20 protein-coding genes and 1 tRNA gene are annotated in these 26,434 nt (G+C 63.0%); 4 read left to right on the forward strand and 17 right to left on the reverse strand.

The genetic code is table 11. The annotated features are described in order from the left end of the window. Window positions 1-91 precede the first annotated feature (91 nt). The 3 genes from D3261_RS05715 to D3261_RS19965 all read right to left on the reverse strand — a co-directional run bounded on the left by D3261_RS05715 (window position 92) and on the right by D3261_RS19965 (window position 7,025). Window positions 92-3,937, reverse strand: coding sequence for an Eco57I restriction-modification methylase domain-containing protein (locus D3261_RS05715; protein WP_233553902.1), 3,846 nt, complete (start codon window positions 3,935-3,937; stop codon window positions 92-94). 299 nt (window positions 3,938-4,236) lie between these two features. Further along, window positions 4,237-6,243 carry an AAA family ATPase gene (locus tag D3261_RS05720; protein WP_158589357.1) on the reverse strand — a complete coding sequence of 669 codons (2,007 nt, stop codon included), beginning with the start codon at window positions 6,241-6,243 and terminating at the stop codon, window positions 4,237-4,239. A gap of 603 nt (window positions 6,244-6,846) precedes the next feature. Further along, window positions 6,847-7,025: transfer RNA gene (locus D3261_RS19965), tRNA-Trp, on the reverse strand. Window positions 7,026-7,140: 115 nt separating this feature from the next. Between D3261_RS19965 and D3261_RS05725 the strand changes: the two genes are divergently transcribed. Next, window positions 7,141-7,542, forward strand: a complete 402-nt coding sequence (locus D3261_RS05725) for a GNAT family N-acetyltransferase (RefSeq protein ID WP_120070089.1) — start codon at window positions 7,141-7,143, stop codon at window positions 7,540-7,542. A 39-nt stretch (window positions 7,543-7,581) separates the two neighbouring features. On the opposite strand, the gene D3261_RS05730 is transcribed toward D3261_RS05725, so the two are convergent. The 3 genes from D3261_RS05730 to D3261_RS05740 form a co-directional block, all read right to left on the reverse strand. Continuing rightward, window positions 7,582-7,971, reverse strand: coding sequence for a hypothetical protein (locus D3261_RS05730; protein WP_120070091.1), 390 nt, complete (start codon window positions 7,969-7,971; stop codon window positions 7,582-7,584). Between the two features lie 64 nt (window positions 7,972-8,035). Next, window positions 8,036-8,263: a DUF5795 family protein gene (locus D3261_RS05735; protein ID WP_120070094.1), complete on the reverse strand. Its 228-nt coding sequence runs from the start codon at window positions 8,261-8,263 to the stop codon at window positions 8,036-8,038. 32 nt (window positions 8,264-8,295) lie between these two features. Then, on the reverse strand, window positions 8,296-9,135 hold the full coding sequence (locus D3261_RS05740) for a DUF5794 domain-containing protein (RefSeq protein WP_120070097.1): 840 nt from the start codon (window positions 9,133-9,135) through the stop codon (window positions 8,296-8,298). Between the two features lie 743 nt (window positions 9,136-9,878). Between D3261_RS05740 and D3261_RS05745 the strand changes: the two genes are divergently transcribed. Next, the gene (locus D3261_RS05745; protein WP_120070098.1) at window positions 9,879-10,505 is read left to right on the forward strand and encodes a uracil-DNA glycosylase family protein; all 627 of its coding nucleotides are present in this window, start codon (window positions 9,879-9,881) and stop codon (window positions 10,503-10,505) included. A 12-nt stretch (window positions 10,506-10,517) separates the two neighbouring features. Here D3261_RS05745 and D3261_RS05750 read toward each other — a convergent pair whose 3' ends face one another. The 8 genes from D3261_RS05750 to D3261_RS05785 all read right to left on the reverse strand — a co-directional run bounded on the left by D3261_RS05750 (window position 10,518) and on the right by D3261_RS05785 (window position 18,212). Next, window positions 10,518-12,197 carry an acyl-CoA synthetase gene (locus D3261_RS05750; RefSeq protein WP_120070101.1) on the reverse strand — a complete coding sequence of 560 codons (1,680 nt, stop codon included), beginning with the start codon at window positions 12,195-12,197 and terminating at the stop codon, window positions 10,518-10,520. A 67-nt stretch (window positions 12,198-12,264) separates the two neighbouring features. After that, window positions 12,265-12,912, reverse strand: a complete 648-nt coding sequence (gene tpiA / locus D3261_RS05755; RefSeq protein ID WP_120070104.1) for a triose-phosphate isomerase — start codon at window positions 12,910-12,912, stop codon at window positions 12,265-12,267. A 65-nt stretch (window positions 12,913-12,977) separates the two neighbouring features. Next, entirely contained in the window at window positions 12,978-13,505 is a 528-nt protein-coding gene (locus D3261_RS05760; RefSeq protein ID WP_120070107.1) for a multiprotein bridging factor aMBF1, read from the reverse strand. 50 nt (window positions 13,506-13,555) lie between these two features. Beyond that, window positions 13,556-14,176, reverse strand: a complete 621-nt coding sequence (locus D3261_RS05765; RefSeq protein WP_120070110.1) for a CDP-alcohol phosphatidyltransferase family protein — start codon at window positions 14,174-14,176, stop codon at window positions 13,556-13,558. 21 nt (window positions 14,177-14,197) lie between these two features. Next, a complete protein-coding gene (locus tag D3261_RS05770) occupies window positions 14,198-14,737 on the reverse strand; it encodes an adenylate kinase family protein (protein WP_120070112.1) in 540 nt (179 codons plus the stop codon). Then, the gene (gene hisC, locus D3261_RS05775) at window positions 14,734-15,822 is read right to left on the reverse strand and encodes a histidinol-phosphate transaminase (RefSeq protein ID WP_120070115.1); all 1,089 of its coding nucleotides are present in this window, start codon (window positions 15,820-15,822) and stop codon (window positions 14,734-14,736) included. The genes D3261_RS05770 and hisC overlap by 4 nt, the downstream gene beginning before the upstream one ends. Before the next feature lie 58 nt (window positions 15,823-15,880). Then, window positions 15,881-17,161, reverse strand: coding sequence for a GTPase HflX (gene hflX / locus D3261_RS05780; RefSeq protein ID WP_120070118.1), 1,281 nt, complete (start codon window positions 17,159-17,161; stop codon window positions 15,881-15,883). 256 nt (window positions 17,162-17,417) lie between these two features. Continuing rightward, window positions 17,418-18,212: a creatininase family protein gene (locus D3261_RS05785; RefSeq protein ID WP_120070119.1), complete on the reverse strand. Its 795-nt coding sequence runs from the start codon at window positions 18,210-18,212 to the stop codon at window positions 17,418-17,420. 103 nt (window positions 18,213-18,315) lie between these two features. Here D3261_RS05785 and D3261_RS05790 point away from each other — a divergent pair, with 103 nt between their 5' ends. Together D3261_RS05790 and D3261_RS20835 are read left to right on the forward strand one after the other, a co-directional pair. Beyond that, window positions 18,316-19,422, forward strand: a complete 1,107-nt coding sequence (locus D3261_RS05790) for an aminotransferase class V-fold PLP-dependent enzyme (protein ID WP_120070122.1) — start codon at window positions 18,316-18,318, stop codon at window positions 19,420-19,422. A gap of 57 nt (window positions 19,423-19,479) precedes the next feature. Next, window positions 19,480-19,605: a hypothetical protein gene (locus D3261_RS20835; RefSeq protein WP_255409199.1), complete on the forward strand. Its 126-nt coding sequence runs from the start codon at window positions 19,480-19,482 to the stop codon at window positions 19,603-19,605. A gap of 19 nt (window positions 19,606-19,624) precedes the next feature. Here the strand turns inward: D3261_RS20835 and D3261_RS05795 are convergent, their stop codons facing one another. The 3 genes from D3261_RS05795 to D3261_RS05805 are packed head-to-tail and all read right to left on the reverse strand — an operon-like array spanning window position 19,625 to window position 26,419. Continuing rightward, window positions 19,625-20,389, reverse strand: a complete 765-nt coding sequence (locus D3261_RS05795) for a helix-turn-helix domain-containing protein (protein WP_342764742.1) — start codon at window positions 20,387-20,389, stop codon at window positions 19,625-19,627. Further along, window positions 20,386-22,836, reverse strand: coding sequence for an RND family transporter (locus D3261_RS05800; RefSeq protein WP_120070127.1), 2,451 nt, complete (start codon window positions 22,834-22,836; stop codon window positions 20,386-20,388). Before D3261_RS05800 ends, D3261_RS05795 begins: the two co-directional genes overlap by 4 nt. Window positions 22,837-22,846: 10 nt before the next feature. Then, a complete protein-coding gene (locus D3261_RS05805) occupies window positions 22,847-26,419 on the reverse strand; it encodes a COG1361 S-layer family protein (RefSeq protein WP_120070130.1) in 3,573 nt (1,190 codons plus the stop codon). Window positions 26,420-26,434 lie beyond the last annotated feature (15 nt).

A 26,434-nucleotide genomic window follows, 5' to 3' on the forward strand; every position in this document is an offset into this window, starting at 1 on the left:
GGTCGGCGGAGACAGCTGGCAGCGGCGGCGGGGCTTCCCGTCGAATGAACAACCCTGTTTAGACGACTGAAGTACCGAGCAACTGGTTCGATCAGAAGACTTCCAGATACTCTTCGATGACCTCGCGTTCCTCGTCAGTGAGGTCAAACAGGTCATACACCAGTTCGTCAATTTCAGCTTCCAGTGCTTCAATATCCGTCGCTTCGACTGTCGCCCTATCGTCTTCCAGTTCCGCGAGAAGGGCCGTCACATCCTCGTCACGACGCGGAATCGGGATGGACATTTCTTCACCACTCTTGACGTTACGACCATCCACAGCGGCGTGTACGTACCTCGCGCGGTCCTCGCTCTCCATGCGTGGATCAGTGATGCTGTCCGAGCGTCCGGCTTCGACTGCGAAGCCACCATCTTCGCGTCGTTCCATGCTGGCGTTCACTGGATAACGACGGGTTTGCCACTCGTATTCGATGCCTTCCAGTTCGCCAGAGAAGTTACCAAGATAGGCTTCAGGGAAACGATCTGTCTTGCTATTGAGATCGATAGTATCTACGATTTCTTGCGCTTTTTCATGTATTTGGGAGAGTTCATCTCTTGGCTCTGTGATACAAGGAATCGGATTCACATATTGTGCTCTGTACTCGTAAAATCCTCCTCGTTTCACAGTAGAAATATGTTTGAAGTAGAACTCAAGAGGTTTGGAATTCAGCTGGGACGCGATCTCTTCAGTAATGGGTTGATATTCTTCAGTTAGAAGTGCTGCGTATGCTGTTTTGAAATACCAGGTACCCTCTCTATCCAGCATGAACGATGGTTTGTCTGTAATGTGAGCGAAGATGGTCTTTGGCTGCTCGAACTTCTCTAAGTTTCTCGGATAAGCAAACTCCCACCACTGTTCACTGTCTTCCCATCTCCCGCCCTGTCTGCTACGCAGCTCATTCTCGTGTGCTGTGAGGTAATCCCACGTGGAGGGATATTCCTCTTTCATACTCTCTTTAGAGATCAGTTGCTCCCCTCGGGTACCCTCGTCAAATGCTGAATATGGAAGAATTACGTGATTGCCTGACCATTCACAGCGCCATCGCTGAATGTCGCTCCCACTAAGCCACGGTCGGAGTAGGTCGGTTTCGATTTCGTATTCGGTATTTCCACCACTCGGAACAACAGTTACAACCTCGCCTGAATCACTTGATTTGACTTGGTTGGCATCCAACACATCCACTACATAGACAGTGTTTGCGCCTGTTGTTGGTCCTGGAAAAATGGCATCAGTGATTTCGGACATAACCGCATCACCAGATGACTCCATCTTATCAAATGTGGACTGCTCTTCTGGCGGCATGAAGGTCCAATAGTCAGTCGTTAGACGATTCTGAACCGTGTCAAAAACATCTATGAACTCATCGCTGTACCGAGATTGATCTCGGTGCTGTTCAATGGACTCTACAATCTCGCCGCCCATTCGATTGCCTTCTTCGTCCTCTATCGCCGGACGAACCCGAATATTTTTTATTTCGTTAGTTATACGTGCCTGTTCATCTGTTTCGGACTGTAGCAGTACAATTGCTGGGTAGTTTACTGCATCAGAGAATATACCGGAATCCCTGAAGTCACAAATTTCCTTGATCGCTGTGTTTTCCAAAATTACCTCGCGGACGCCCTTCCCGTAGTCAGTAACCATGAACTGATTCGGCGTGATTAGCCCGAGTTTTCCAGAATCGTCAACCAACCAGTCTATGCTCCGTTCATAGAATGGACAATATAAGTCAAATTGCCCTTTAGCGGAACTATATAGTTCCTTAATGTACTCCTTCTGCTGACTCGGGATCTTCTGAACATCAACATATGGTGGGTTCCCAACCACGTATTCATAGTCCATGTAGTTCTTTACCACGAGCGCCAGCACACTGTCCTCAAACATCTTGAAGAGTCGCCCGTCGCCGTGGTCTTCTTTGAGATACTCAACAGTGCCGAGAATGTCGTTCACGTAGGGCGTGAAGAACTCCTCAATGCCGTCGTACTCTCGGGTCGTGTATCGTCCTACAGCACGCTCAAGACCCCCGAGATACTCGTATTCGCTCTCGCCCATATGCGCTTTCGCCACGTCGAGAACGCCCTGCAACGCCGCGAAATACTCTCCGAAGTTGCTCACACCCGTGTTCAATTGGATCGTGTCGAACAGCGGCATTCGCACACGCTGAACGAGGAAGTCCCCTTCTCGCTCCACGTCCTCGTCTTCGTCAACCTCCACTGGAAGCGGCACGGGGATCTTCACATCTTGGTTGTCCTCGGTCATCGCATCGAAGGTTATCTGACGTTGTCCGGATTCACCGATATCAATACCTGTACTCTTACGCTCATTCCGAAGTGTATCAGTGCGGAAGATGGGCAGGCGGCGGATGGTGAACTCCGGGTTCTCGCGTTTTGCCTCTCGATATTCGGGCAGGATAGCCACCATGAACCGGATCTGTGCCATCAGTACCGCAAACGGGTGGATATCCAGTCCTACAATATTCGGGCGAGAACAGAGGTCAACCAGCTCCTCTTCCCAGTCAGGGTTATCGTCGTAGCGACGCACGTCGTCCAGATACCGATTCACAGCTTCGACGAGGAACGTCCCCGAACCACACGAGGGGTCGATCAGTCGTTCACTGGAGATGCCCCTCTCGTACTCCACACCATCCATAATGTAGTCGATCACTGGCTGTGGTGTGTAGAACTCCCCGAGTGCCTTGCGCGTCTCCGGGTCGAAATACCGCTGATATAGGTCGCCAAGGGGATCGCCTTCGATACGTGCGAAGTCGAATTTGAGCACCGAAAACGCGACGTGTGCCACGGCTCGGCTGAAGCGTTCCCGCGTAGCCTGACTGACGGTGCTGATGTTGCTTCCCTCGCGTGCGACATCCCGAAAGAGGTTGTATGAGTCGGCGTGACCACGGGACAGCTCCTCCTGATACGCTTCTGTCCACCAGACAAAGATGTCGTCCTCAAACAGGCTCTCAACCAGCCGTTCTCGCATATCCTCCATCAAACCGTTGATAGCCACGGGGTAGGCGTCAAGATCGATACTGTCGCTGAACCCACGTAACTCTCCGAAGTATCGCTGGAGGCCCCAGTTCTGCGGGAAGAAGTCGTGGTCCTCACAGGCTTTCGCAAGCAACAGTCGTGCGAGCAGGGCGTGGCCGCTCTCCAGACAGAACATGAAGTCACGAAGTGACTGTTTCCCGTCGATGAACGGCTCCCACGAGTTCGGAACCTCGTCGGGTTCGCTGGCGTAGCTCGCTTCCCAGAAGTCGTAAGCCCCCTTGACGAACTTGGCCTCTTCATCGTCGCGGAGTTCTCGCAGGAGGTCAACCGAGGCGGTCACGAGATTCGCAAACGGACTGTCCGCTTCCAGCCGGAAGGTGTCGAAGAAGTGTTCCCGACCGAGTTCACTATCCAGCGAGACGGGATCGAGGCGGTCCAAGTAGTCCTCAACGCTATCGGGTGCAGTAATGTCCCAGACTGGTTTCTGAAGCGCGTCGTAGAGGCTCCGTGCATCTGACTCGGAAACCTCCAGCAGTGAGAGTTCGAGCAAAGGGGCTTCCTGATTCCGGCGATAGAAGCGCAGCTGCTCGCCGTTCGTCAGTATCCCATAATCCGATTTCAGTGCCTCCAGATAGTGGAATAGTTGGCCGGTGTGTGGCTCCAGATCCCGGCCTGTGGTCTTGAACTCGTAGACAGCCGTGACCGACTCATTATCGTCCAGAGTTACGTAATCAGGCCGTCGATTATCGGGTAACGTCCACTCACTGCGGAGGTCGTGGCCCGACCCCTCGTAGCCGAGCGTACTGAAGAAGTCCTCATCGAGAAATGCGTTCTCCACATCGCGCTCGCTCATATCGTCGGCCATCCGCGAGGCGATACCAGCCAAAACATCGTGAAGGGACGACGAACTCATTATCCGCATGTTTGGTCCCTCGTACAAAAAGATGAGTTATGCTGTGGAGGCGACGAGAAACACCGAGCCATTAGGTTGGTGCCTACAACGGGAGGTTCTCGCTTGGACTACTGTCTGCTTCCTTGCTGGGTAATGGCTTGGAGTAGGTAGGGAGAAAGCGGGAGGAAGAATTAACGAAAATGTTTTATTTTGCTCGGCAATGACGATGCGGGCGGCGGAGATAGCTATTAACGGCAGCAGAGTTTCCCGCCCACGGCCAAAACAGTATTTGACAGAGTGGACTCGCCAAATCAGAGGATTTAGACAATATCCCGTAAGCGGCCAAATATTGGTTTGAACGCTCTAACGTCACCCTCTGATACATCTTCTCCGTCGTCAAGTCTGTCCTTGATTTCTTTAGCGACTCTATTCTTATCCAGGTCGCCAATACCATGCTCCTCAAAAACAGACTCAATGGCTTTCGTGATTTTTGTATCGCTTAATTTTTCATTGGCTATGTACAACTCGTCATCTGATTCAGTCACCTCTATCATATCAAAATCTTCAACTATATCTTCGTAGACCTTGTTAACACAGTCTACATAAAACACTGGAGCAAACATATCTTCTATAACTAAGCCTCGATTGCCTCCTTTTTCTAATAGCACAATGTTATCACTATCGACTGTATGATATTCGTCTTCAATGATGTCTCGCGTATCAATCCCTTCTTGGTCACTATCTAACAGAATTCCATAAGAGATGTTTTCAGAAGCGACCCATTTCGCTGCATCTGGCATACGAGGAGCGCCATCAACTGGCATGATTGATATTTCACTCTTCTCAAGGATATCTTCGTCAACACCCTCAAAGTAGTTCATTAACCCAGTAATTATAAAATAATCAGAACTCCCTTCTACCAATAATTTACGCTTCGATACGAATAATGAGTCACCTAATCCAATACCCAAGGCGGCTCTAAGTGGTTCTAATGCTAACCCTCCAGCCTCATGAAAGTCACCAGTAACCTGTGTCCGTATGTCCTGTCTGTCCTCAACTATTCGAATACGAGAGGGGTGGTCTTTTGATATTAAAAATGGGGAATGAGATGTGTATAGTACTTGCGAGTGATCTGCGATATTCTCCACCGTAGAAACCCAGTTCTTTTTGCCCTGTGGATGAAGCTTCATAGCTGGATCGTCAAATAAAAAGATTTTGTTTCTTAAGTTATTTCCATCTGTTTCAGCCATATACATTAGGAAAAACGAGAAGAACCATTGAAATCCATCGCTTCGCTGTGAGGGTTTTACTGGTTCCCGAAAGACAGATTGTAATTGATCGTCAGCTGAATGCACCTCCAAGTCACTAATGAGAACATTAAAGCAGTTTTCACAAGTGTCGTGATACATTGATATTCCCACTCTTTTCTGTTCCCAGAATTGATTCATATACCGTTGTACCCTTCTTTCGGCGAAATCAAGTCCTCTGATAGAATTTTCTCGCTCCATTTTTCGAAAGCGGTCACCATTGCCACTAATTATATCTCGAATTTGTTTGTGATGAGTCTTGTCAACATCTCGATCAGAGTTCTTGCAGATATTATTAGCGATTGGTTGGATATCGTCAATATATATAATGGACGGAAGGTAATTGTACAAGTGGTTGCTTGGATCTGACGGGTCGTTTCTTGAAAGGTATCTTCGTAGCTGATAGATTTCATCGGACGGTGATCTCTCAACTGAAAACTCATCTATATGATCAATGTCTTCATTCTTGAGTTGTTTTTGTACCGTTCCTAACAAATCCTCGATCTCGTCTATTCTCTCAAGTGGCTTTGTGAGAATTTCCTCAAGGTTTGGAATGGTGTTTTCTTTTATTTTCTTACTACTTTCACCCAAATCGTTGTTTATTAGTACGTGGAGTATATGATCGGTGAGAAATTTAGTATGGTCGTAGATCACCTCGATATAATTCACATCACCACCAAATCTCTCCAGAGATTCGATCTCTATATGGCCATCGTAGTATCGGGTAAGAACCACTTCCCCATCTTTTGCAAACCGATTTAGGAGAGAGTGATCATGCTGACTGATCTTGAAACGTATTGAAATAATTGGAATAGGTTCCTCCCGGCCAACATCCACGCTGTTGGTAACTACACTTGAATCATATTTGTTTTGGTCAGAGAATGACTGTAAGGCTTTTAGAATCGAAGTCTTACCACTTTCGTTTTCACCTATTAATGTGGTGATCTCCTCGTTGATGTTCATCCACCCGGTATCAACTGCAGATCTATAGTTTTGAACTCTGATCTCGTCTATCTCCACTGATTGTTTAAGCGGATGATACACGCTTAAAATTTTTCCCTCTGGAAATCCGCATGACCTAACCCTCATTGTTTTCTATACTATTTTTGATGTGGTTTCGACCCATGTTGAGGGAGGAGGATATCTCTCTTGGTCTTGATATGGAACAGATAGCACAGCTTCGGTAATAAGAAAGAGGCCAACACTGATAGCCTCAATAGTAAGAGAAGTAACATTGTGACTTGAATGGGGTCCTCTGGTGGGCAACGGCCAACGAAAATGTAGGGAGAACGGTGAAGCACACACTCAAAAGTCAACTGCCAGTCTTACAACAGGAAATAGCTGACAATAGGTTGGCACACAATCACGTTTGGCGATTTTTTATATACTGAACTACAAAGCGACGGGAGGCATTGCTACGCGAGTGTTTCTACTATGTCGGTTATGCTGAAAGTGTATCTAAACGTATAGAAATTTATTTACTTTCGGCGCGGTGACTTATGAGAACCGCAAGAGGGCGTCGAGGACCGACCCCGGATCGACCGAAATCATAGATTGAACTCGCAGCAATCTTTATATACAGGTTGCTCACGTATGCGGGTTTCTAATCGGTTGAAAGCAGTATGGGGTCGGAGGGATTTGAACCCCCGATCGACTGATATCTCCGGTGTGCGCCTCGGTCCTCCAGAGGGTCGTCACGGCGGGTGGTGATCAGCCGCCCGCTCTGTATATCAGTCTGGAGTTTCGTCACCGAGCGCGTTGCCTCTGGAGTCAGTCGCCATGCCTGGCTTGGCCACGACCCCGCAGGCGAAGGCAATGCCGGCGCAGGTAAACCCATTTCGGTCTCCTGACGGGCGGCGAGCGCGCGAAATCGCCCCACGACGAGCGGCTTATACGCGATTCGGGCGTGCGAACGGCATGGACTACGAACTCACCGAGGAACCCCCGACGCCGCGCGAGTTCGTCGCACTCCGGCGGGCCGCCGGGATGGGGTCGCGTACTATCGAGGCCGCCGAAGCGGGCCTCGGCAACGAGTGCGTCGCGGTCTCGGTCCGTGCGGACGGCGACCTCGTGGGGATGGGGCGAGTGGTCGGCGACGGCGCGACTGTCTTCCAAGTCGTCGACATCGCGGTCGACCCGGACCACCAGGGCCACGGTCTCGGACGGCGAGTCATGGAGCGCCTCGTCTCGTGGCTCGACACCAACGCGCCGCCCTCCGCCTACGTCAACCTCATCGCGAGCGAACCGGCGTTCTACGAACGGTTCGGGTTCGAGACCTGTGCGCCCACCCTCGTCGGGATGGACCGTCCCTCGGAGTGACGGCCGCTCCAACCGGACTATGGCTGTCGCAGTCGGGAGTTATTCGACCTGATTGAGGCGGTAGTGGGTCACCGACTCGCCGTCGCGGTCGAGCTGTTTTTCGGTGACGGTGCCCTCGGCGACGAGTTCGTCGAGGGCCGCGTCGATGTCGTCGCTGACGAGGCCGGTCGCCACGGCGTCGCCTGCGAGGTCGACGAGCGTGTTCGGCAGCGACGAGAGCTTCTCGTGAATGGTCTCGGGGTCGTCGGTCTCCCCGAAGTCCACGCCCCGGTGGATCTCGGGTTTCGTGTAGGCCTTCTCGGCGTTCTCGGCCAGAAAGGCGAGTATCAGGTCCTTGTCGGTCTCGTAGTCGCCGACGGAGTTGGTTCGCGGTGCGTCCTCGTCGGTGTCGAACTCGCCGTCGTCCCACTCGCGTTCGGTGATCGGCATGGTCGTTCGTATCCGCGTCCGATGCCGTGATAAAAGGGGGTTGTCGCCGTTCCGCGACCGACGGTCACTCGCGGTCGGTGGCACTCCATTCGCATTCCTGGCACTTCTGTCCGGTGACGAACTCCGCGATCGAGGGCATGTAGCCGACTTCGAGGACGTTGCCGCCGCACTCAGGGCAGTCCCGGTCGGCGTCCGCGATGGGTTCGGCGTCCATCACGTCGTCGCCCTCGATGAGTTCAGCGAGGCGTTTGGGGGTGACCATCCGTCCTTCCACGACGCGATTTTCGGCCATGTGAGGGGCTGAGGGGCTGGGGCCCTAAACCCTTACAGCCACGGCGCGCGGTCGGGGCCCACGTCCGACTCGTCCGCCGCCGGATCCGCTGAGTCCGCCGCCGTGTCGTCGTCCGAACCGTCCTCGTCCGGTTCGTCGCGGCTACGGCTGGGATCGAACGCGAGGAGCGTCGTGACCGCGAGCACGGCGAGCGCGAGCGGGGCGTCGCTGGGGACGAGCCCGAGCACCGAGAGGCCGAGCACGCCGAGCGCGACCGCGCTCCCGAAGCGGAAGCGGTCGATGTGCACGGTGTCGTGGAGCCACGGGCTGGCGAGCGCGACCGAGAGCGCGAACGCGACCCCGACGGTCGCCGCGAGCGCGCCGCGGGCCACGAGTTCGAGGTCGGGCGTCACCACGAGGTGGGCGTTCGCGGGGTCGACGCTCGCGACCATGCCGAGGCCGACGATCACCGCGGGGCGGGGGAGGTACTCGCCGACCTGGGCGCTCGCGGTCTTGGCCGCGATCGCGAGGATCACCAGCGCGGCGAAGCGCTCGAAGACCGCGAGGTTCAGCAGGCTCTGTATCGTGGGCGCGAGCGCGGTCTCGACCGCCGCGAGGACGATCACGGGTATACCAACGACGAGCGTCGTCTTGGCGCGTTCGCGGCGCGAGCCGTCCATCTCCGCGAGGACGACCGCGACCGTGGCGCTCCCGCCGAACACCAGCAAGCCGACTTCGAGGATCCCCGTGATGTCGGCGAGCGCGCCCGCCAGTACCAGTGCGGGGAAGATCCCGTCGACCAGTGGAAGGGCGAGAACCGTCGCGAGGAGGCGGGCCGCGCCGCCGACCTGTCGCTCGAGGCGGAGCGCGACCGGGTGTTGGGAGTGGCTCACGGGGAGCGATGGCCCTGCCCCGGGACCGACGGGTGGTGTGAGTCACGTCGCAAGGAGGCCCGGCCGTGCCAGGAACCCGTGACTCGCGTCGCCATGGTGAAAATAGTGTGTGCAGTGGTGGTAAATTTCGCGAAGGGCTCGGCATCGAAAGTCGTCCGACCGACGCGGCACACACTGAGCGGACTGGCGACGTCCATACACTCACTACCGTTGATACAATCATAAACGTTCTGTGAGACGCGGCCACACGAACCGTGGCGATCGATCACCTCGGTCCTCTCGGTCACTGGCGATCTCGATAGCCCGATTCCTGGGACGGTGCGGTTGCGGTGTGGTGCGGTGCGGTCGGCGGTTGGAGCGGTTGGCGCGCGCTCGCGGTCGTGCGCGAACGGACGTGAGCGCCGACTGCGAACACTGTGCGAGGGATGAGCACCGGAGTGAGCGGTGCGAGGTTCGACTGAAAGGAGAACCTCGATTGCGAACGGGGAACGGAGTGACCCGTGAGCGAAGCGAACGAGGAGCGCAGTCGGCTGGGGAGGCGTGTGGCTGTCGCGAGGCGGTGTTGTGCGGGGCGGTAGCGGTGTAGGGAGTGATTGTACCGCGAGCGAGGCCGGGGGCCGAGCGAGCGGGCGCGAGGGTGACTGAAAAGAACCCGACGCGCTTTTGATCCACATTTTGCCAGCGAGCCGAAGGCGAGCGCAGCAAAAGGTGGGGGTTTTGTCCCCTCCCGACCCAGACCCGCCGTGGAAAACGTCACCGACCGCACCAGCAACCCGTTCGGGATGCGCCCGCCCTGCGAGCGGTTCGTGCCGGGCTACGGCGACGCCAACGCGGACTTCCATCTCGTCGGCGACCATCCGGGTGTTCACGGGGGCGTCGAGACGGAGGTGCCGTTCACGAACGCCCCCGGTCGCCGCCTGCTCGGGGTACTCGCGAGCGTCGGCCTGCTCGACGACCCCGAGTCGGACGCGCCCGCGGTCGAGAACCTGTACTGCTCGTACCTCCACCTCTGTGTGGCCGACGGCGAGCCCTCGGCTGACTCCTATCTCGACAACGAACGGTTCTTCGACGCCGAACTCCGCGCCATCGGGGCGCACGTCCTCGTGCCGGTCGGCGAGCGCGCGACCGAGCACGTCGTCGAAACCTACACCGCCCGGACCATCGAGCCGTTGGAGATGGGGGCCCTCCACGCGACCGAGATCCGCGGGAGCGGCTGGCTCGTGATCCCCGTTCGGGACCCGAGCGAGTGGGACGACGACGAAGCCGAACGACTCCGAGAGGCGCTCGAAACCCTGCTCGCGACCGACTACCGCCGCGAGACCGACCTCGGCCGGTTCCTCCCCGGCGAGGACACCTACTTCGTCCGGTAGTGGGTATGGCGGTCAGTCGGCGGTCGAGTCGCCCTCGGCCGTGCGATCCCGGAGTTCGGTGCGTCGGATCTTTCCGGTGACTGTTTTGGGGAGGTCGTCGACGAACGTCACCTCACGGGGGTACTCGTGAGCCGAGAGCTCCTCGCGGACGTGGGTCTTGATCCCCTCTGCGAGGTCGTCGCTCGGGTCGTACCCATCGGCGAGCACGACGTAGGCCTTCACGATGTTGCCGCGCTCGGGGTGGGGTTTGGGCACCACGGCGGCCTCGGCCACTGCGGGATGCTCGCCGAGCGAGGATTCGACCTCGAACGGCCCGATGCGGTAGCCCGACGAGAGGATGACGTCGTCCGCGCGGCCCTCGAACCAGAAGTAGCCGTCCTCGTCTTGGTGGGCGAGGTCACCCGAGCGGTACCACCGCCCGTCCGAACCCTCGACGAAACAGGCCGCGGTCTTCCCAGGGTTGTTCCAGTACTCGGCGAAGAAGCAGGGGAAGTCACCGCGATGGGCGATCTCGCCCGTCTCGCCGGGTGGGAGCACCTCGCCGGTCTCGGGGTCGACGATGGCGGAGTCGATCCCGGGGAGGGGTTTACCCATGCTCCCCGGCCGGATCTCCATCGTCGGATAGTTGTTGATCACCATGTTACCGGTTTCAGTCTGGCCGTAGGTGTCCAGTATCGTGACTCCGAGCGCGTCCTCGGCCCACTCCACGACCCCCGCCGAGAGCGGCTCGCCGATCGAGAGCGCGTGGCGCAGGTCGAGGTCCGCTTCGTCGAGGACGTCCTCGTTGGCCCGGAGCATCCGGTAGGCCGTCGGGACCGAGAACAGTACTGAAATGGGGAATTCGGAGAGCAGGCTGGCCCACTCTTGCGGACTGAACTCGCCCTCGTAGGTGAACTGGCTGGTGCCCCAGAACCACGCCCCGAGGGTGTTGATCGGGCCCGTCAGCCAGCCGAGGTCGGCGGTCGACCAGTAGAGGTCGTCCTCCTGAAGGTCGACCGCGTACCGCTGGGTGGCGGCGACCCCCGCGACCCAGCGGTGTCTGTGGAGCACGCCCTTCGCCAGCCCCGTCGTCCCCGAGGTGTAGTACAGCAGTGCGTCGTCCTCGCCACTGGTCCGCACGGGGTCGTACTCGGTGCTCGCGTCGGCCATCGCACGGTCGTAATCGACGTCGCTCTCGTCGACACCCTCGCCGCGGTCGACCGTGACGACCGTCTCCACCGTGGGGGCATCGGCGAGCGCGCGCTCGACCGTCTCGCGATTTTCGGCGGTCGTCACGACCGCCGTCGCCGCACAGTCGACGAGTCGGTAGGCGATCCCCTCCGGGCCAAAGCGCTCGTTGACCCCGCCGAAGACCGCACCGCGTTTGAGGGTCCCGACGAGCGCGACGTAGTGAGCGGGGATCCGGGGAAGGTAGGTGAACACCCGGTCGCCGCGCCCGATACCTTGGTCCTCGAGGAGGTTCGCGAACCGGTTCGAGCGTTCGGCGAGGTCGTCGAACGTCAGCGTCTCGCGTTCACCCTCGACGCCGGCGTACTCCAGCGCGACCCGGCCCGACCCGTCCGCGTGGCGGTCGCAGACCTCGTGTGCGATGTTGAGTTCGTCGGGGGCGTCCCAGTCGGCGTCGTCGTAGATATCGGTCCACGAGAACGACTCGCGCGCGGCCTCGTAGTCGGGGAGGTTGTGCGTCGCCATCCCCTCGAACTGGGACGGCCCGCTAATTAGGTGTATCTATCATGTCACTCGCACTCGCACCCCCGAATCACGAGAGGGTTTCGACGAGCCCCGAAAGCGCTGCCCGCGGGTCGTCGGCCTTCGCGACGCCGCTCGCGAGCAGGACGCCCTCGGCACCCAGGTCGCCGGCGGCGTCGAGGTCTTCGCCCGTCGAGACCCCCGCGCCGCAGAGCACGTCAACGGACTCGTCGACCGCGTCGGCGGCCGCGACCGCGTCCTCGACGATGTCCGGGTCGGCCTGGCTCACCGAGACGTCGCCGCCGATGAGTTCGGGCGGTTCGACCGCCACCGCGTCGGGGCCGAGCGCCGCCGCCGCGCCGACCTGTTCGGGGTTGTTGGCACAGACGACGGTTTCGAGGCTCGCCCGTTCGGCCGCCGCCACCGCGCCGTCGACGTCGGCGAGCTTCAGCCGTTTCTCGGAGTGGTTGATCAGCGTGCCGACCGCGCCGGCGTCGGCCACCGCCTCGGCGAGCGCGCTGCCGGTGTGGCTACCGTGCTCGACGGGCGAGACGTGCTGGGCCCACGTTTCGACCCCCGTCTCGGCCACGCGTTCGAGATGGGCGGTCTGAGGTGCGACCGCGATACGAACGCCCGACTCGTCGGCGACCTCGTGCGCGACGGTGGCGATCTCGACCGGGTCGGCGGCGTAGGCTTTCAGGTTGACGAGAACGAACATACTAGGTGAACCCGTGCCGCCGATAAAGGTGTTTGCCGATGCGTTTCGGGGAGCCGTTCGCGACCTCAGGAGTCCTTTCGCTGGACCACGTCGCCGAGGGTGTACGCGCCCGTCGAAGCGCCGCCCTCCCACTCGGTGTCGTCGACGCCGCCCTCGGTGAGCGTGATTTCGAGCCGGCGTTCGAGTTTCGACTGGACCGAGTCGCTCGGGAGGCTCGCGCCGCGTTCGAGCTTCCGGATGAGGCTCGCCTTCTCGTTGAGCTCCTTCGCGAGCTCCTCCTGACTCAGACCGGCGCTCTCGCGTGCCGTCCGGATCTGCTCGTCGTAATCCTGGACGATCTCGTCCATGTCGTCGAACATGTCGCGCCGCCGGCCGCCGCCCGACCCGCCGGCGCTCGTGGTCGAGCCCGACCCGTTCGACCCCGAGGAGCCGCCCGAATCGGTCGAGTACTTCGTGGAGGTCCCGCTCGTGGACTGCTGTTCGACCTCGGTGCCGAAGTCCGCACAGTCCCCACAGACGTCGAGCTCCGCGCCCTCTATCTTCACCGTCTTCGGGGAAGATGTCTCCGTACCGCACATCTCACACTGGACCATACCCCGGCAAAGGGAGCCCGCGTGTATAAACCGTCCGTCGCCGCTCCGGCTCACCGATCGGGTGTCGAAAGCGCCGCGAGCGCGTGGTAGCACCGCTGGAGCGCGGTGACGTGGCCGACGACCGCGAGCACCGCGAGCAGCGCGCCGACCAGCGTGACCCCCGCCACCGAGAGGTCGACGACCCCCGAAACGAGCGTGACGAGACCGATCAGCACGAGCCGGTCGGCGCGCCCGAGGAGTCCCCCGTAGACCCGGTCGAGCCCGACGGCCTGGGCCTGGGTGCCGAGATACGAGGTCATGAACACACCCGAGACCGCCACGAGCCCCAGCACCGGTCTGTCGACCCCGAGCGCGAGCCCGATCACGAGCACGATGTCCGCGTATCTATCGAGAACGTGGTCGAGGAAGTCGCCGGCGGGCGAGGCGGTGCCGAGCCGCCGGGCGAGCGCACCGTCGAGGAGGTCGAGCGCGCCGTTGAGCCCCACCAGCACCGCCCCGACGAGGTACCACCGCGCGTCCCCGCCGGCGAGCCAGTAGGCGACGGCCGCCACGGCGGCGAGCACGAACGCGATGGCGCTCACGCCGTTCGGGGTCAGCCCCGCTCTCGCGGCGAGGCCGACGAACGGGTTCAGGAGCCGGTCGGCGGTCGAACGGTACTGGTCGAGGGTCATCGGTGGGTCATGGCTGTGAGCTCAGGGCTGCTCGGCGAGCGAGTCCACGAACGAGACGGTGCCGGCGCTCGGCTCGTGCTCGCCCGCGACGACTCGCTCGATCTCGCTCGCTACCTCTTCGGGGGTTCGATCGGTCGCGTCGATCTCGTAGACCGAATCGAGGCCGTGGCGCTCGACGGCTTCGGCGAGCACCACGTCGAGGGCCTCGCTCTCCCGGTTCTCGGTCACGCTGGCGTCGGACTCGCCGCGCTCGGCCAGCCGCGAGCCGAGGTCGTCGGGATGGCACCGGAGCACGACCACTCGGTCGGCCGGGAGGAGGTGTGCGAGGTGCGATTCGACGAGTTCGGTTCCCTCGGGGTCGCGCTCGTCGAGCCACTCCTCGACCGCGTCGAGGTCGGCGACGAGGCTGTCGCGGGTCTCGTCGGTGCCGGTCGAGAGCTCGTCGTCTCGAATCACGTCGTTGAGGTGGACCACGTCGAGCGCCTCCTCGGAATCGGCTTCGAGCCGGCGCGTCGCGGTCGTCTTCCCCGTTCCGGGGGTCCCAGTAATGACGACCCTCATCCCGTGACCTCGTTCAGAACCGAGACAGCGCGTTCGGTCGATTCGCGAGTGCCACAGGTCACACGAACGCATTCGGGGAGACCGAAGCTCGAACAGTCCCGGACGATGACGCCCTCGCGCTTGGCGGCCTCGGCGACCGCGCTCGCGTCCTCGACGTCGACCAGCACGAAGTTCCCCGCGCTGGGGTAGGTGTGGGCGTCGAGCTCCGTGGTCATGAACTCGCGCGACCACTCGACGGTTTCCGTGGTTCGCTCGACGTGTTCGCGGTCGTCGAGCGCGGCCAGTCCTGCCCGACAGGCGAGCGAGCTCGCCGCGAACGGGGTGTTCACCCGGGTGTAGGCCTCGGCCCACTCCTCGGGTACCAGGGCATAGCCCAGACGGATGCCGGCGAGGCCGTAGGCTTTCGAGAAGGTGCGGAGGACGGCGACGTCGTCGCGGGCGTTCCAACCCTCTCGACCTTCGACCAGCGCGAGCGCGCTCGGGGTGTTCGAAAACTCGCCGTAGGCCTCGTCCACGACCACGAGTGTGTCCTCACCGGTCTCCTCGGCGATGCGCTCGACGTCGGCGAGATCCGCTTCCGTACCGGTGGGGTTGTGCGGGCTGGTGAGGTAGACGATCCGCTCGCCGTCGTACGAATCGAGAATATTCTCCGGAGTTTGAGCGAACCCATCGGATTTTTCGAGCGCGTAGGTCCGGACCTGCCCGTGGTGGTAGCGCGCGGTCATCGCGTAGTAGGCGAAGCCCGGCTCCGAAACCAGCACGGCGTCGCCGGGGTCGAGGAACGCCCGCGAGAGGTAATCGAGCGCGCCGTCGCCGCCGTTGGCGAGCCAGACCTGGGGTGAGGCGACGTCCCAGCGCTCGGCGATCCGTGCCACGAGGTCGGTGTGGACGGACTTCGGGTAGGTGTGGATCGCGCTCGCGGCGTCGCGGATGGCCTCGACGGCGGCCGGGCTCGGTCCGAACGGGTTCTCGTTCGAGGAGAGTTTGACGATCCCCTCGGGGTCGAGCCCGAGTTCGCGGGCGACCTCCTCGCTCCCCCGGCCCGCCGCGTAGACGGCGTGCGCCGAGAGGTCGCGTGGCTGCATACCGGACCCAACGGACGGCGGGGTTTAAGCGTGCTCACACGTCGTCGCGCCGCAGGTGTCAGTCGATCCGTTCGACCTCGATGGGGTCGGCTCTCGCCCGCGCCCGCTCCACTATCTCGGGTCGGGCCGTGAACGCAACCGTGACTTGCCCGTTGCCATACCCGACATTCTCGACATCGGCGTGGTCGTAGAGCCACGAAACGAGGCTCATCGCGTCGTCGCCGTTCGGCATCACGATCTCGGTTGATTCGTTCGGTAGGTGTGCCAGCACGTGGGCAACGAGGTCGTCGACGTTCGTCTCCTCGGTGATGCTCACTGGAAGTGGCGACGAAACGACGTCCATAGCGGCCGTGAGACGGCGTTCGCGCTCGTCGGCGTCGAGCAGATCGGTTTTGTTGAGGACCGTCACGATGTCGTCCGTGGAAACGCCCTGGGAATCGAGCACGTCGAGCGAGACGGCGAGCTTCTCTCGAAGGTCGTCGGGCGGGTCGCTCGCGTCGGCGACGAGCACCACGCAGTCGGCGGCCGCGGCCTCCGAAAGTGTCTCGCTGAACGATTTGACCAACCAGTGAGGAAGGTCGTCGATGAAGCCGACCGTGTCAGTGAGCAGGACCGGTCGGCCGTCGAGGGTGGCACGGCGTGTGGTGGTCTCGAGGGTCTCGAACAGCTCGTCCTCGACGGCCGCGGTCTCGTTTCGGTCGGGGTGGGTCGTCCCGCCGAGGTCGAGCTCGTCCGCGAGCCGATGAAGCAGGCTGGATTTGCCGGCGTTCGTGTATCCCGCGATGGTCACGAGATCGAAGCCCTCCTCGCGTCGACGGCGTCTGAATTCGGTCCCCGGGTCCGGCAGCTCGTTGAGTTTCCGCTGGAGGCGATCGATCCGGTCGCGGGCATCGTAGATCGGGGAACCCTTCTCGACGCGTTTGTTGAGTCCACCCTCGTCGGCTGATTCCTTCATCCGCGGCAGGTCGTAGCGGAGCTGAGCCAGTTCGACCTGTAACTGGGCGCGGCGAGTGGCCGCTTGGTCGTCGAAGATTTCAAGGACGAGACGGTATCGGTCGAGCAACCGGATTCCGTCCGGCAGTGCCGTCCGAAGCGCGTGGTTCTGTGCGGGCGTGAGTTCGCCGTCGACGATCACCGTCCCCGCCGCGGTTCGCTTGACCTCGGCGGCGAGTTCGTCGATCTTCCCCGCCCCGAAATACGTCCCCATATCCTCGGATCCGGTTTGAGTGCATTCGCCGACGACTCGATAGCCGGCGGCGTCGGCGAGCGACGTTATCTCGTCGGTGGCGGGCGATCCGCCGTCGACGCGCGCTGCGATCACTGTATCCGTTTCTGACATTGGTGGTGGGTGTGTGTCTATTCGTTTGCGATACCGCTGACTCGGCACGATCGAGTCACTTGGACCTGGGATCGAGCGGCCACGCTGTCGAACGGTGACTACCGCGGACGCGTCGCCCGGTCAGAAACGGGGAGAAGTGGTCATCGGTCGCCTCTGTTCGGTCACTCACGGACCACGAACAAAAGTATTGCCCTAAACAGGCGATGGGATTCGTTGGTGGGCTCCGGATCCGGTTTCGCGGTCGAGTGCAGTGGCGCTATCGACCGCTTCCCGGCTGCGGGTCGACGTGGGGCTTCGCCATGAGCGCGTCGAGCGGCTGGTCGTTCAGCCACTCGATGAGCTGGACCAACTGGTCGGAGGCAGCCTCGAAGAGCTGTTCGCCTTTCTCGGGTGTCGCGTCGGTCTGGTCACCGAGCACGCCGCTCTCGGTGTTGTCGATCGCGTCGTAGAACGTCCGCGAGCCGTGGACCACCATCTCGATCTCGGTGAGGTCGACGACCCCCTCGTCGCGGGCGCGCTCGAACTCCGCCTCGTGGACGAGTTCCGGTGCGATGTACTGGATCATCGCGGTCTCCTTGGGACCGCCGTGGGGGCCGTTGTGCTCGAAGAGGTCGTCGACGAGGTCGGGGATCGAGTCGTTCCACATCCATTCGAGCGCGTAGGCGACCCCGTCGTCGCGGAGCCGACGACCCACCTCCCGGAGGTGGACGATGTTGCCCCCGTGGGCGTTGACGAAGATGATTCGGTCGATGCCGTGATAGCTGAGGTTGCGCGAGAGGCTCTCGACGTAGTCCCGGAAGGCGGGCGGGTCGACCCACATGGTGCCGTGGAACTGGCGGTGGTGGGGGCTGACCCCGACGTTCACCGTCGGGGTGCAGAGCACCTCGGCGCGGTCGGCGGCCTCGCGAGCGAGGTGTTCGGCGATCAGGTGGTCGGTGGCGAGCGGGAGGTGTGGGCCGTGCTGTTCGGTCGATCCCAGGGGGACGACCGCGAGCGACTCGTTCGCGACGTACTCCCCGAGGTCGGGCCACGTCTGGTCTGCGAGGTACACACACGAACCCTGGGTGGCGCGCGCATAACGGTATCCACTCCGGCGAGCGGCAAACGGCGCTCGGCAAGCGAACACCTTCATGTGGGGCGGTCCTCGTTCGTCCATGGACCCGCTCGACCTCCGGGAGGAGATGCCGGCGCTCGACGACGTGACCTACCTCAACACCGGTGCGGCGAGCCCCGTGCCACGCGCCGTCGTCGAGGCCGCGACCGACGAGATCGAACACCAGTCCTACGCCGCCCCCGCCGGCGAGGGGATGTATCCCGCGCTCTTCGACTCGCTCGAAACCTCGCGCGAGGCCATCGCGGGCTTCCTCGGTGCCGACCTCGACGAGGTCGCGCTCACCAACTCCACCGCCGACGGCATCAGCCGCATCGCAACCGCGCTCCCCTGGCAGGCGGGCGACGTCGTCGTCAGAACCGACTGCGAGCACTCGGCTGGGATCCTCCCGTGGGAGCGCCTCCGGGACGTCTACGGTGTCGAGGTCCGGGTGCTCGAAACCCACGAGGGACGGGTCGACCTCGACGACGCGAAGACGGTCCTCGACGGGGCCGACCTGCTCTGCCTGAGTTCGATCACCTGGAACTACGGCACCCGGTTCCCGGTCGCGGAACTGACCGACATCGCCCACGACGCCGGTGCGCTGACCCTCGTCGACGCCGTCCAGTCGCCGGGCCAGGTCGACCTCGATATCACCGAGTGGGGTGCGGACTTCGCGGTCGGCGCGGGTCACAAGTGGTGCTGTGGGCCGTGGGGCGCGGGCTTCCTCTACGTCGCCGACGACGCGACCGACGCGCTCGAACCCACGCGGGTGGGCTACCGGAGCGTCGCCGCGCCGGACGACGACGCGTTCGAGTTCGCGCCGGGCGTCCGCCGACTCGAAGTCGGCACGACCTCGCCCGCGCCGCACGCCGGTCTCCGGGCCGCGCTCGACGCTCTCGAATCGATCGGTCTGTCGACCGTCGAGGACCGTATCGAGCGGCTGACCGACCGGCTGAAGAACGGCCTCGACGACGACCGCCTCCTGAGCCCGCACGAGTACGAGTCCGGCCTCGTGACCATCGCGGACGACGACCCCGAGGCGACCGTCGAGCGCCTCTCGGAGACGGGGATCGCGATCCGGTCGCTGCCGTCGCCGGCGGCGCTCCGGGCGTCGGTGCACGTCTTCAACACGGCCGACGACGTCGATACGCTGCTCGACGCGCTGTGAGGGGCGGTGTGAACGGATGACGGTAGTGCTAAAAGGATCGCCTTCAACGATTCGGGCATGAACCTCCCGCGATTCACGACGGTCGGTGGAGCGTATCAGTACATGATGCTACTCCTGTTGGTGCTCGCGCTCGCCTTCACGGTCCTCTTCGGCGCGATGTACTACGGCATCCTCTCGTTCTAACCGCCCCGACGGCCACGATTCAGCCGTCGAGGAACTCGGTCAACCACTCCTCGAACAGCCCGACGAACACCGACGCGAACCCCGTGTTCGCGCTCCAGATCGCGGTCTCGGTACAGTCCTCGGTGCCCTCGCCACGCACGGCCATCAGAACGGTGTCGCCGTCGACGATCAGGAGCCGGGTGCTGCGGTCGTCGGGCCCCATCTCGGCCAGGGTCGTGACCGAGGGCGTCACCACCCCCTCGATACCCTCGAATCGCTCGCGGACCGCCGGGGTCGTGCTCACGACGACGGCGGTCCCCGGGAAGCCGTCGAGCGCCGCGACGACCTCGTCGGTGACCAGCCGCTCGTCGTCGGTGCCGAACACCACGCGCCGTTCGGCCTCGTTCGCGAGTCGGACCACCCGGTCGGTGATCGCGTCCCGACCGATGATGGTCCAGACCTCCTCGCGAGCCTCGTCGTCGTCGACGAGCTCGTTTCGAGCGGTTTCGAGGTAGCCGAACGCGCGTTCCTCGGCGTCGTCGATCCGGGCGCGGAGCCGACGCCGTGCCTCGTCGAGGTCGACCGCGCGGTACTGGATCGGCTCGGCGCGTTGGACGTCTATCAGCCCGCGCTTTTCGAGGTTCTCCGCCGCACCGTAGACCTGCGAGCGCGGGACGTCGGTGACGTCGTCGATCTCGCGGGCCGTCCCGCGACCGATCCGTTGGAGCGCGACGAACACCTTCGCCTCGTAGCTCGACAGCCCGAGGCGTTTGAGCGCCGCCACCGCGTCGTCGTGGTCGGTCACGTCCACCGCTCCCAGACCACGATCACCGACGGCGTGAGGAGCATCGAGGTGAGGTAGGCGAAGAAGATCGAGAGCGCCACCACCACCCCGAACTGCCCGAGGATCGGCGTGATCGCGAGCGCGAGCACCCCGATGCCGGTGGTGGTGGTGAGCATGCTTCCGGTGAGCGCCCCGCCAGTCCCTCTGACGGTGTCGTCGAGCGCGACGAAGACGTCCTCGCCCGACTCGTGGTACTCGTCGACGAACCGGTGGACGAAGTGCGAGGAGTAGTCCACCCCGAGCCCGATCGCGATCGAGAGGATCGTCGCGGTGAGCGCGTTGAGCGGGATGCCGAACAGCCGCATCGAGCCCGCGAGCAGCGCCACCGAGACGACGATCGGCACGAGGTTCACGAGCCCGAGCGACGGTCGGCCCTCGATGATGTAGTAGATCACCACGAGGAATATCGCCGTGACGATCAGCGCGGCGACGAGGCTCTGGATCGCCGAGGTGAAGATCGTGTCCGAGACCGCCTTGAGGACTATCATCTGGCCGGTCGCGGTCGCGGTGAGCCGATAGCGGTCGGCGAGCGTCCGCCCGCTGTTCGAGACCTCGTCCTGCGTGGCGTCGCTGTCGACCGAGTAGACGACCTGCGTGCTCCGGTAGTCCTCGGTGATGTAGTTGAGCGCCTGAGCGCGGTAGGGCGAGTCCAACAGCGCGTCGTAGACCTCCCCGAGGTTATCGTCGGGCACGCCGTCACCGTCGACGTCGTTGCGCTCGACGAGCGCCGCGAACGACGACGACTGATTGGCGTAGTCGTCGATCACGGTCATGATGCTGTCGGCGTCGGCGGTCCGTCCGTTCGTCACGATCGCGTCGGGCGGGTTCCGGTTGGCACGCTGGATAGATTCGAGCGCGGAGTCGGATCGTAAGTTCCCCTCGGCGTAGACCGTCACCGAACTCCCCTGGGTGGTCGCGAAGTTGTCCTCGAGGAAGTTGGTGGTGTCGGTGACCGAGTAGTCGCCCGGTGCGAACGGTTCGGGCAACGCCTCGACGTACCCCGGCAGGTCCTCCGGCGGGAGGAAGTCGTCCTGCGAGAAGGTGGTGTCGACCCCGGTCGCGTACGACCCCGCCACCACCGAGAGCAGGAGCGTGAGGACGAGCACCGCGTAGGGCGCACGGCGGGCCGCCGACACCCCGACCGTGAGCACCCGTCCCAGGAGGGAGCCCTCGGCTCCCAACGGGGAGAGCCCGAACTCCGGGATGCCGTACCGTACCCGGAGGTGGTCGCCCCAGACCTTCGCCGCGGGGAGGAAGATCCCGAAGATCAGGAAGGTGAAGACGATACCGACCGCCGCAACCAGCCCGAACTGCCGGATCGGCTGGAGGTCGCTGATGCCGTTGGCGGCGAAGCCGACCACGGTGGTGCCGGTGACGATGAAGAAGGCGACGAACAGCTGGTCGGTCGCGGTTCGCATCGACTCGGTGACCGAGTACTCCTGGACTCGCTCCTCGCGGTAGCGGTTGATGGTGTGTATCCCGAAGTCGATCCCGACCGCGAGCAACAGCGGCGGGACGGCGATCAGCATCTGTGAGAACGGCAGTCCGGCGAGGCCGGTGAAGCCGAACGTCCAGACGATCGCGAGCACCAGCGAGACGACCCCGAGCAGGAGGTCGATCGGGTCGCGGTAGGCGAAGATCAGGAAGACGAGGATCAGGAGCGCCGCCGCGGGCACCACGATGATCAGCGAATCGAAGATGATGTTGGTGAACTCCGCCGAGACGATCCCGTTGCCGAACACCGTGATGTCGCTGTCGACGCTACCCGCCATTGACTGTACGCGCGTCTGGATGGCCGTCAACGGGCTACTGCCGCTGGTACCCGCCGACTCCGAGATGCCGCCCGGTACGTCGTGCGTGACGGTGCCGATGGTGGCCGAGGCCGACGCGGACTGGGCGTTGAAGTCGTTGCTGAGGAGGCTCGTGAACCCGTCGTTCTCGGCGGCGGTCCCGATCGCCGACTCGATCTCCGTTGGCGTGGCGTCCTTGATCGCGTCGATCTGGTCGTCGAGGGTCGTCGCCTCCGGATCGAGCGTCTGCGCGACGATCGCCGCGGCGCTCGACGTCGAGGCGACCCGGAGGCTCGGGTCGTCCTCGGCGCGTTGTTGGAGGGTCAACATCGCGAGCATCTCGTCCTTCGAGAGCACGTTCGAGCCGCGTTGGATGAGCTGTGTGCTGCCGTTGGCCTCCGAGAACGTCGGCGAAAACTCCTCGTTGACGTTGTCGAGGGCGGTCTGGGCCGGGCTGTCGTCGGTGAACTGACTCGTTCCCGAACTCGTCGAGATGTTGGTCAGTCCGACCGCGAAGACCGCCGTTACGACGAGGAAGACGAGGACCACCGTTTTCGGCCGTTCGGTGATCCACTCGTCGGCCCAGTCGATGTAGCGCTGGTAGTCGAAGCTGACCATCAGTGCTGGCTCACCGTCGCGACCAGACCACGCCGATGCCGAGCACGACGAGGAGCGCCGCGAGGCCGATCATCACCGGTGCCGACGACAGCAGGCCGCCGCCGCTCGATTCGGCGGCGTCGACCGGCACGTTGTACTCCTGGGAGAGCTGGGAGGACTCGCTCGGCGTGTCGTACTGGAAGTCGACCGAGAGCGGGTACTGCCCTTCGCTCGCGCTCCCGGCGACGCTCACGTCGAAGCTGATCTGCTCGGTCTCGCCGGGTGCGAGCCGAGCGATGTATGCCTCGTCGTTCGAGAGCGAGAGCGGCGAGTCGGCGTAGGCCTTCGCGTTGAGGTTCGTGACGACCGTATCCCGGTTGTTGGTGACGTTGAGCGTCACGGCGTCCGAGGAGCCGATCCCGACCGAGGCGTTGGCGCGCTCGACGATGAACGAGTCACGCTGGCCGGCGACGTCGACTTGGGCGCTGAGGCTCCCGCTCCGACGGGTGTCGCCGTTCTCGTTGTCGTACTCCACGGCGAACGAGAGCTGGCGCGCGCCGGATTCGGCGCTATCGGGTACCTCGATCGGGAAGGAGACGTTGGCCGACTCGCCCGACGCGAGGCTTCCGACGGCCGCCTCGGTCTCCTGGGGGCTCAGCGACTCGCTCTGGCTCTCCAACTCGACGACCGCGTTGTCGATGGCCTGTGGGCCCTGGTTCGTGACCTGTGCGGTGACGTTGCCCTCGGACCCAACTCGGAGGGTGCTCTCGACGTTCGAGAGGTCGAAGTTCTGCTCGGGTTCCGGCGTCACGCCGATGGTGAACGGCCCGCCGCTTGCGGAGTCACCGTCGGGGTCGTTGTACGAGACCGAGGCCTGGAACGGGTAGTCACGGACGTCGGTGGTGTTGGTCGCGGTGGCGTTGAAGCTCACCGTTCGCTGGGCACCCGCCGGCCACTCACCGACGAACGCCGTCGCGTTCGCGGTCTGGCCGAGCGTGATGTCGCCGGTGAGCGACTGGAGCGAGACCGTCGTCTCGGTGGCGTTCTCGCCGTTGTTCTGGAGGGTGAGCGTGATCGGACCCTCGTCGCCGACCTGGACGTTCGAGTCGGTCGAGACCACCTCGAAGTCGTCCTCGCTCTCACCTGGGGTCACGCCGAAGGCGAACGGTCCCGCCTGGGCCCCGTCGTCCTCGGAATCGGTGTACTGGAGCGAGGCCTGCATCGGGTAGGTCGTGCCCGCGCTGCCCGTCGCGGTCACGTCGAACTCGAAGCTCCGTTCCTCGCCGGTGTCCCAGTCCTCGACGAACTGGGTGGCGTTGGCGGACTCGCCGAACAGCACGCCGCCCGAGAGCGACTGGAACGACACCGTCGCGTCCGTCACGTTCTCGCCGGTGTTGTTCATCACCACCGTGAGGCTGCCCTCCTCGCCGGACTGGACGTCGGTGCTGGTCGAGACCACGTTGAAGTCGTCCTCCTGCTCGTCGATGTCGACCGTCGCCGTCAGCGCCTCGCTCCGGAGCGGGTCGCCGTCCGAGTCGTAGTACTGGACGTAGTACTGGACCTGGCGCTCGCCCGGCTCGGTCGTGTCGTTGACGAGGACGGGGAGCTCGAACGAGCTCGACTCGTCCACGTCGAGGTCGCCGAGGACGTACTCGCTCTGACGCGGCACGATGTCACGGGTGCTGTTGGGAGAGACCGTCAGCACCGCGTCGGTGGCGGCCTTCGGGCCGTCGTTCGTGATCGTGCCCGAGATGGTGCCCGAGGAGCCGACTTCGAGGTCGTCCGACACGCCATCGAGCGAGAACTCCTGTTGGCTCTCGGGGGTGACGCCGAACGTCGCGGGACCGAGCTGGGCGGCCTCGCCATCGGAATCGTCGTAGGAGACCGAGGCTTGGACCGGGTAGGTGTCGGTGTCGGCGCTCGGGGTTGCCTGCATCGTGACCTCGATGGTTCTCGACTCGCCGGCGTCCCAGTCGCCGACGTAGCGGGTCGCGTTCGCGCTCCGGTCGAACAGCAGGTCGGTCGAGAGCGTCTGGAGGTTCACCACCGCGTCGGTCGCGTCCTCGCCGGTGTTCTCGAGGGTGACGCTGACGTTGCCGGTGCCGCCGACGGGGACGTCCGAATCCACGCCGGTCACCGAGAGGTCGTCGCTCGCCTCGTCGACCGTGACGCCGAAGGTCGAACTCGCGGACTGGGCGGCCTCGCCGTCGTCGTCCTCGTAGGAGACCGAGGCCTCGACCGGGTAGTCGGCGCTATCGGCACCCGGGGCCGCCTGGACCGAGAGGTCGACCGTCCGGCTCTCGCCCTCCTCCCAGTCGCCGATGTACCGGCTCGTGCTCGCCGCCTGACCGAACAGGAGGTCGCTGGAGCCCGACTGGAAGTTCACCACGGCGTCGGTCGCGTCCTCGCCGGTGTTCTCGATCGTCACCGAGACGGTGCCGGGTTCGCCGGTCGAAACGTCGGAGTCGACCGAGACGATGTCGAACTCGGCGTCGGGCGAGACCGTGCTCGCCCCGCTTCCGGCCGCAGCCTGGCTACCGCCGGCCGCGCTCGGTGCACCCTGTGCGCTGGCACCCTGGGCGCTCTGCCCCTGTGCACCCGTACTTCCCGCCGGGCTCTGTGCCGCCGCGCCTGCCGACTGGGGTGCCCCGCCGGCACTCGCGCCACTCGGCGCGGCCTGGGACGAGCCACCTGCCGCGGCCGGTGCCGCGCTCGACGACCCGCCCGCAGCACCCTGACTCGCGGCGCTCTGGCTCGCGGCCCCCTCCGACGCCGCACCGCCGGTCGGGCTCGCGGAACCGCCCGACGCGCCCGCGGCTGCCGCCCCGCTACCCGCTCCGTCGGCGGCCGATGCCGTGCCCGACGATCCGGCCGACGCGTCCTCCGCGGACCCGGTGTCCTCGCTCGCACCGCTCTCGGCCGAGGTCGGTTCGCTCGCCGACGCGTCGCCATCCGTCGTCGCGTCTTCACCGTCGCTCGATTCCGCCTCGGACGACGATTCTCCGTCCTCGCTTTCACTGGACTCGGTCTCGGACGACGTCGCGTCCTCACTATCGCCGGACTCGCTCTCGGACGACGATGTGCCGGACTCGCTCCCGCCATCCTCATTCTCGCTGGATTGGGTTTCGGACGATGTCGCGTCTTCACCGTCGCTCGACTCTGCCTCGGACGACGATGTGCTGGACTCGCTCTCACCGGATTCGGTCTCCGCGGACGTGCCGTCGTCGGACCCGCTCTCGCCCGTCGTTTCGCCCGCGGTTTCGGCGGTCGACGTTCCGTCCGTCGTCTCCGTCGTCGCCGACGTCGAGTTCGACGTGTCGTCGCCCGTCGAGCCGTCCGACGCGCTCGAATCGGTCGACTCGGTCGGTTCGGCCGTGTCGGTCGAACCGTTCGTTTCGGTCGACGCATTGTCGGTGTTCGACGCGCTCGCATCGAGCGCGTCGGTGGCGAACCCCGTCGCGTTGCTCAGCTTCGAGAGCGCCGAGTCGTTCCCCGTGTCGTTCGCGTTGGGGGCCGTGTTCGTTCCGCCGACGACCGCGCCGCCGACGACCCCCTGCATCACGACGAGGCCGACGAGCACCACCGCGAGAACCGACCGCTTCATCGTTTCCCGACCTGG

The organism is Halococcus sp. IIIV-5B, assembly GCF_003602035.1.
In the GTDB taxonomy this organism is placed as follows: Archaea; Halobacteriota; Halobacteria; order Halobacteriales; family Halococcaceae; genus Halococcus; species Halococcus salsus.

Excerpts from the sequence above, each read along its gene's own strand:
- hisC (WP_120070115.1), bottom strand. The coding sequence starts at position 15,822 with ATGCAGCCACGCGACCTCTCGGCGCACGCCGTCTACGCGGCGGGCCGG.
- D3261_RS05760 (WP_120070107.1), bottom strand. The coding sequence starts at position 13,505 with ATGGTCCAGTGTGAGATGTGCGGTACGGAGACATCTTCCCCGAAGACG.
- D3261_RS05750 (WP_120070101.1), bottom strand. The coding sequence starts at position 12,197 with ATGGCGACGCACAACCTCCCCGACTACGAGGCCGCGCGCGAGTCGTTC.
- D3261_RS05790 (WP_120070122.1), top strand. The coding sequence starts at position 18,316 with ATGGACCCGCTCGACCTCCGGGAGGAGATGCCGGCGCTCGACGACGTG.
- D3261_RS05725 (WP_120070089.1), top strand. The coding sequence starts at position 7,141 with ATGGACTACGAACTCACCGAGGAACCCCCGACGCCGCGCGAGTTCGTC.
- D3261_RS05735 (WP_120070094.1), bottom strand. The coding sequence starts at position 8,263 with ATGGCCGAAAATCGCGTCGTGGAAGGACGGATGGTCACCCCCAAACGC.
- D3261_RS05805 (WP_120070130.1), bottom strand. The coding sequence starts at position 26,419 with ATGAAGCGGTCGGTTCTCGCGGTGGTGCTCGTCGGCCTCGTCGTGATG.
- D3261_RS05800 (WP_120070127.1), bottom strand. The coding sequence starts at position 22,836 with ATGGTCAGCTTCGACTACCAGCGCTACATCGACTGGGCCGACGAGTGG.
- D3261_RS05770 (WP_120070112.1), bottom strand. The coding sequence starts at position 14,737 with ATGAGGGTCGTCATTACTGGGACCCCCGGAACGGGGAAGACGACCGCG.
- D3261_RS20835 (WP_255409199.1), top strand. The coding sequence starts at position 19,480 with ATGAACCTCCCGCGATTCACGACGGTCGGTGGAGCGTATCAGTACATG.
- D3261_RS05765 (WP_120070110.1), bottom strand. The coding sequence starts at position 14,176 with ATGACCCTCGACCAGTACCGTTCGACCGCCGACCGGCTCCTGAACCCG.
- tpiA (WP_120070104.1), bottom strand. The coding sequence starts at position 12,912 with ATGTTCGTTCTCGTCAACCTGAAAGCCTACGCCGCCGACCCGGTCGAG.
- D3261_RS05730 (WP_120070091.1), bottom strand. The coding sequence starts at position 7,971 with ATGCCGATCACCGAACGCGAGTGGGACGACGGCGAGTTCGACACCGAC.
- hflX (WP_120070118.1), bottom strand. The coding sequence starts at position 17,161 with ATGTCAGAAACGGATACAGTGATCGCAGCGCGCGTCGACGGCGGATCG.
- D3261_RS05715 (WP_233553902.1), bottom strand. The coding sequence starts at position 3,937 with ATGAGTTCGTCGTCCCTTCACGATGTTTTGGCTGGTATCGCCTCGCGG.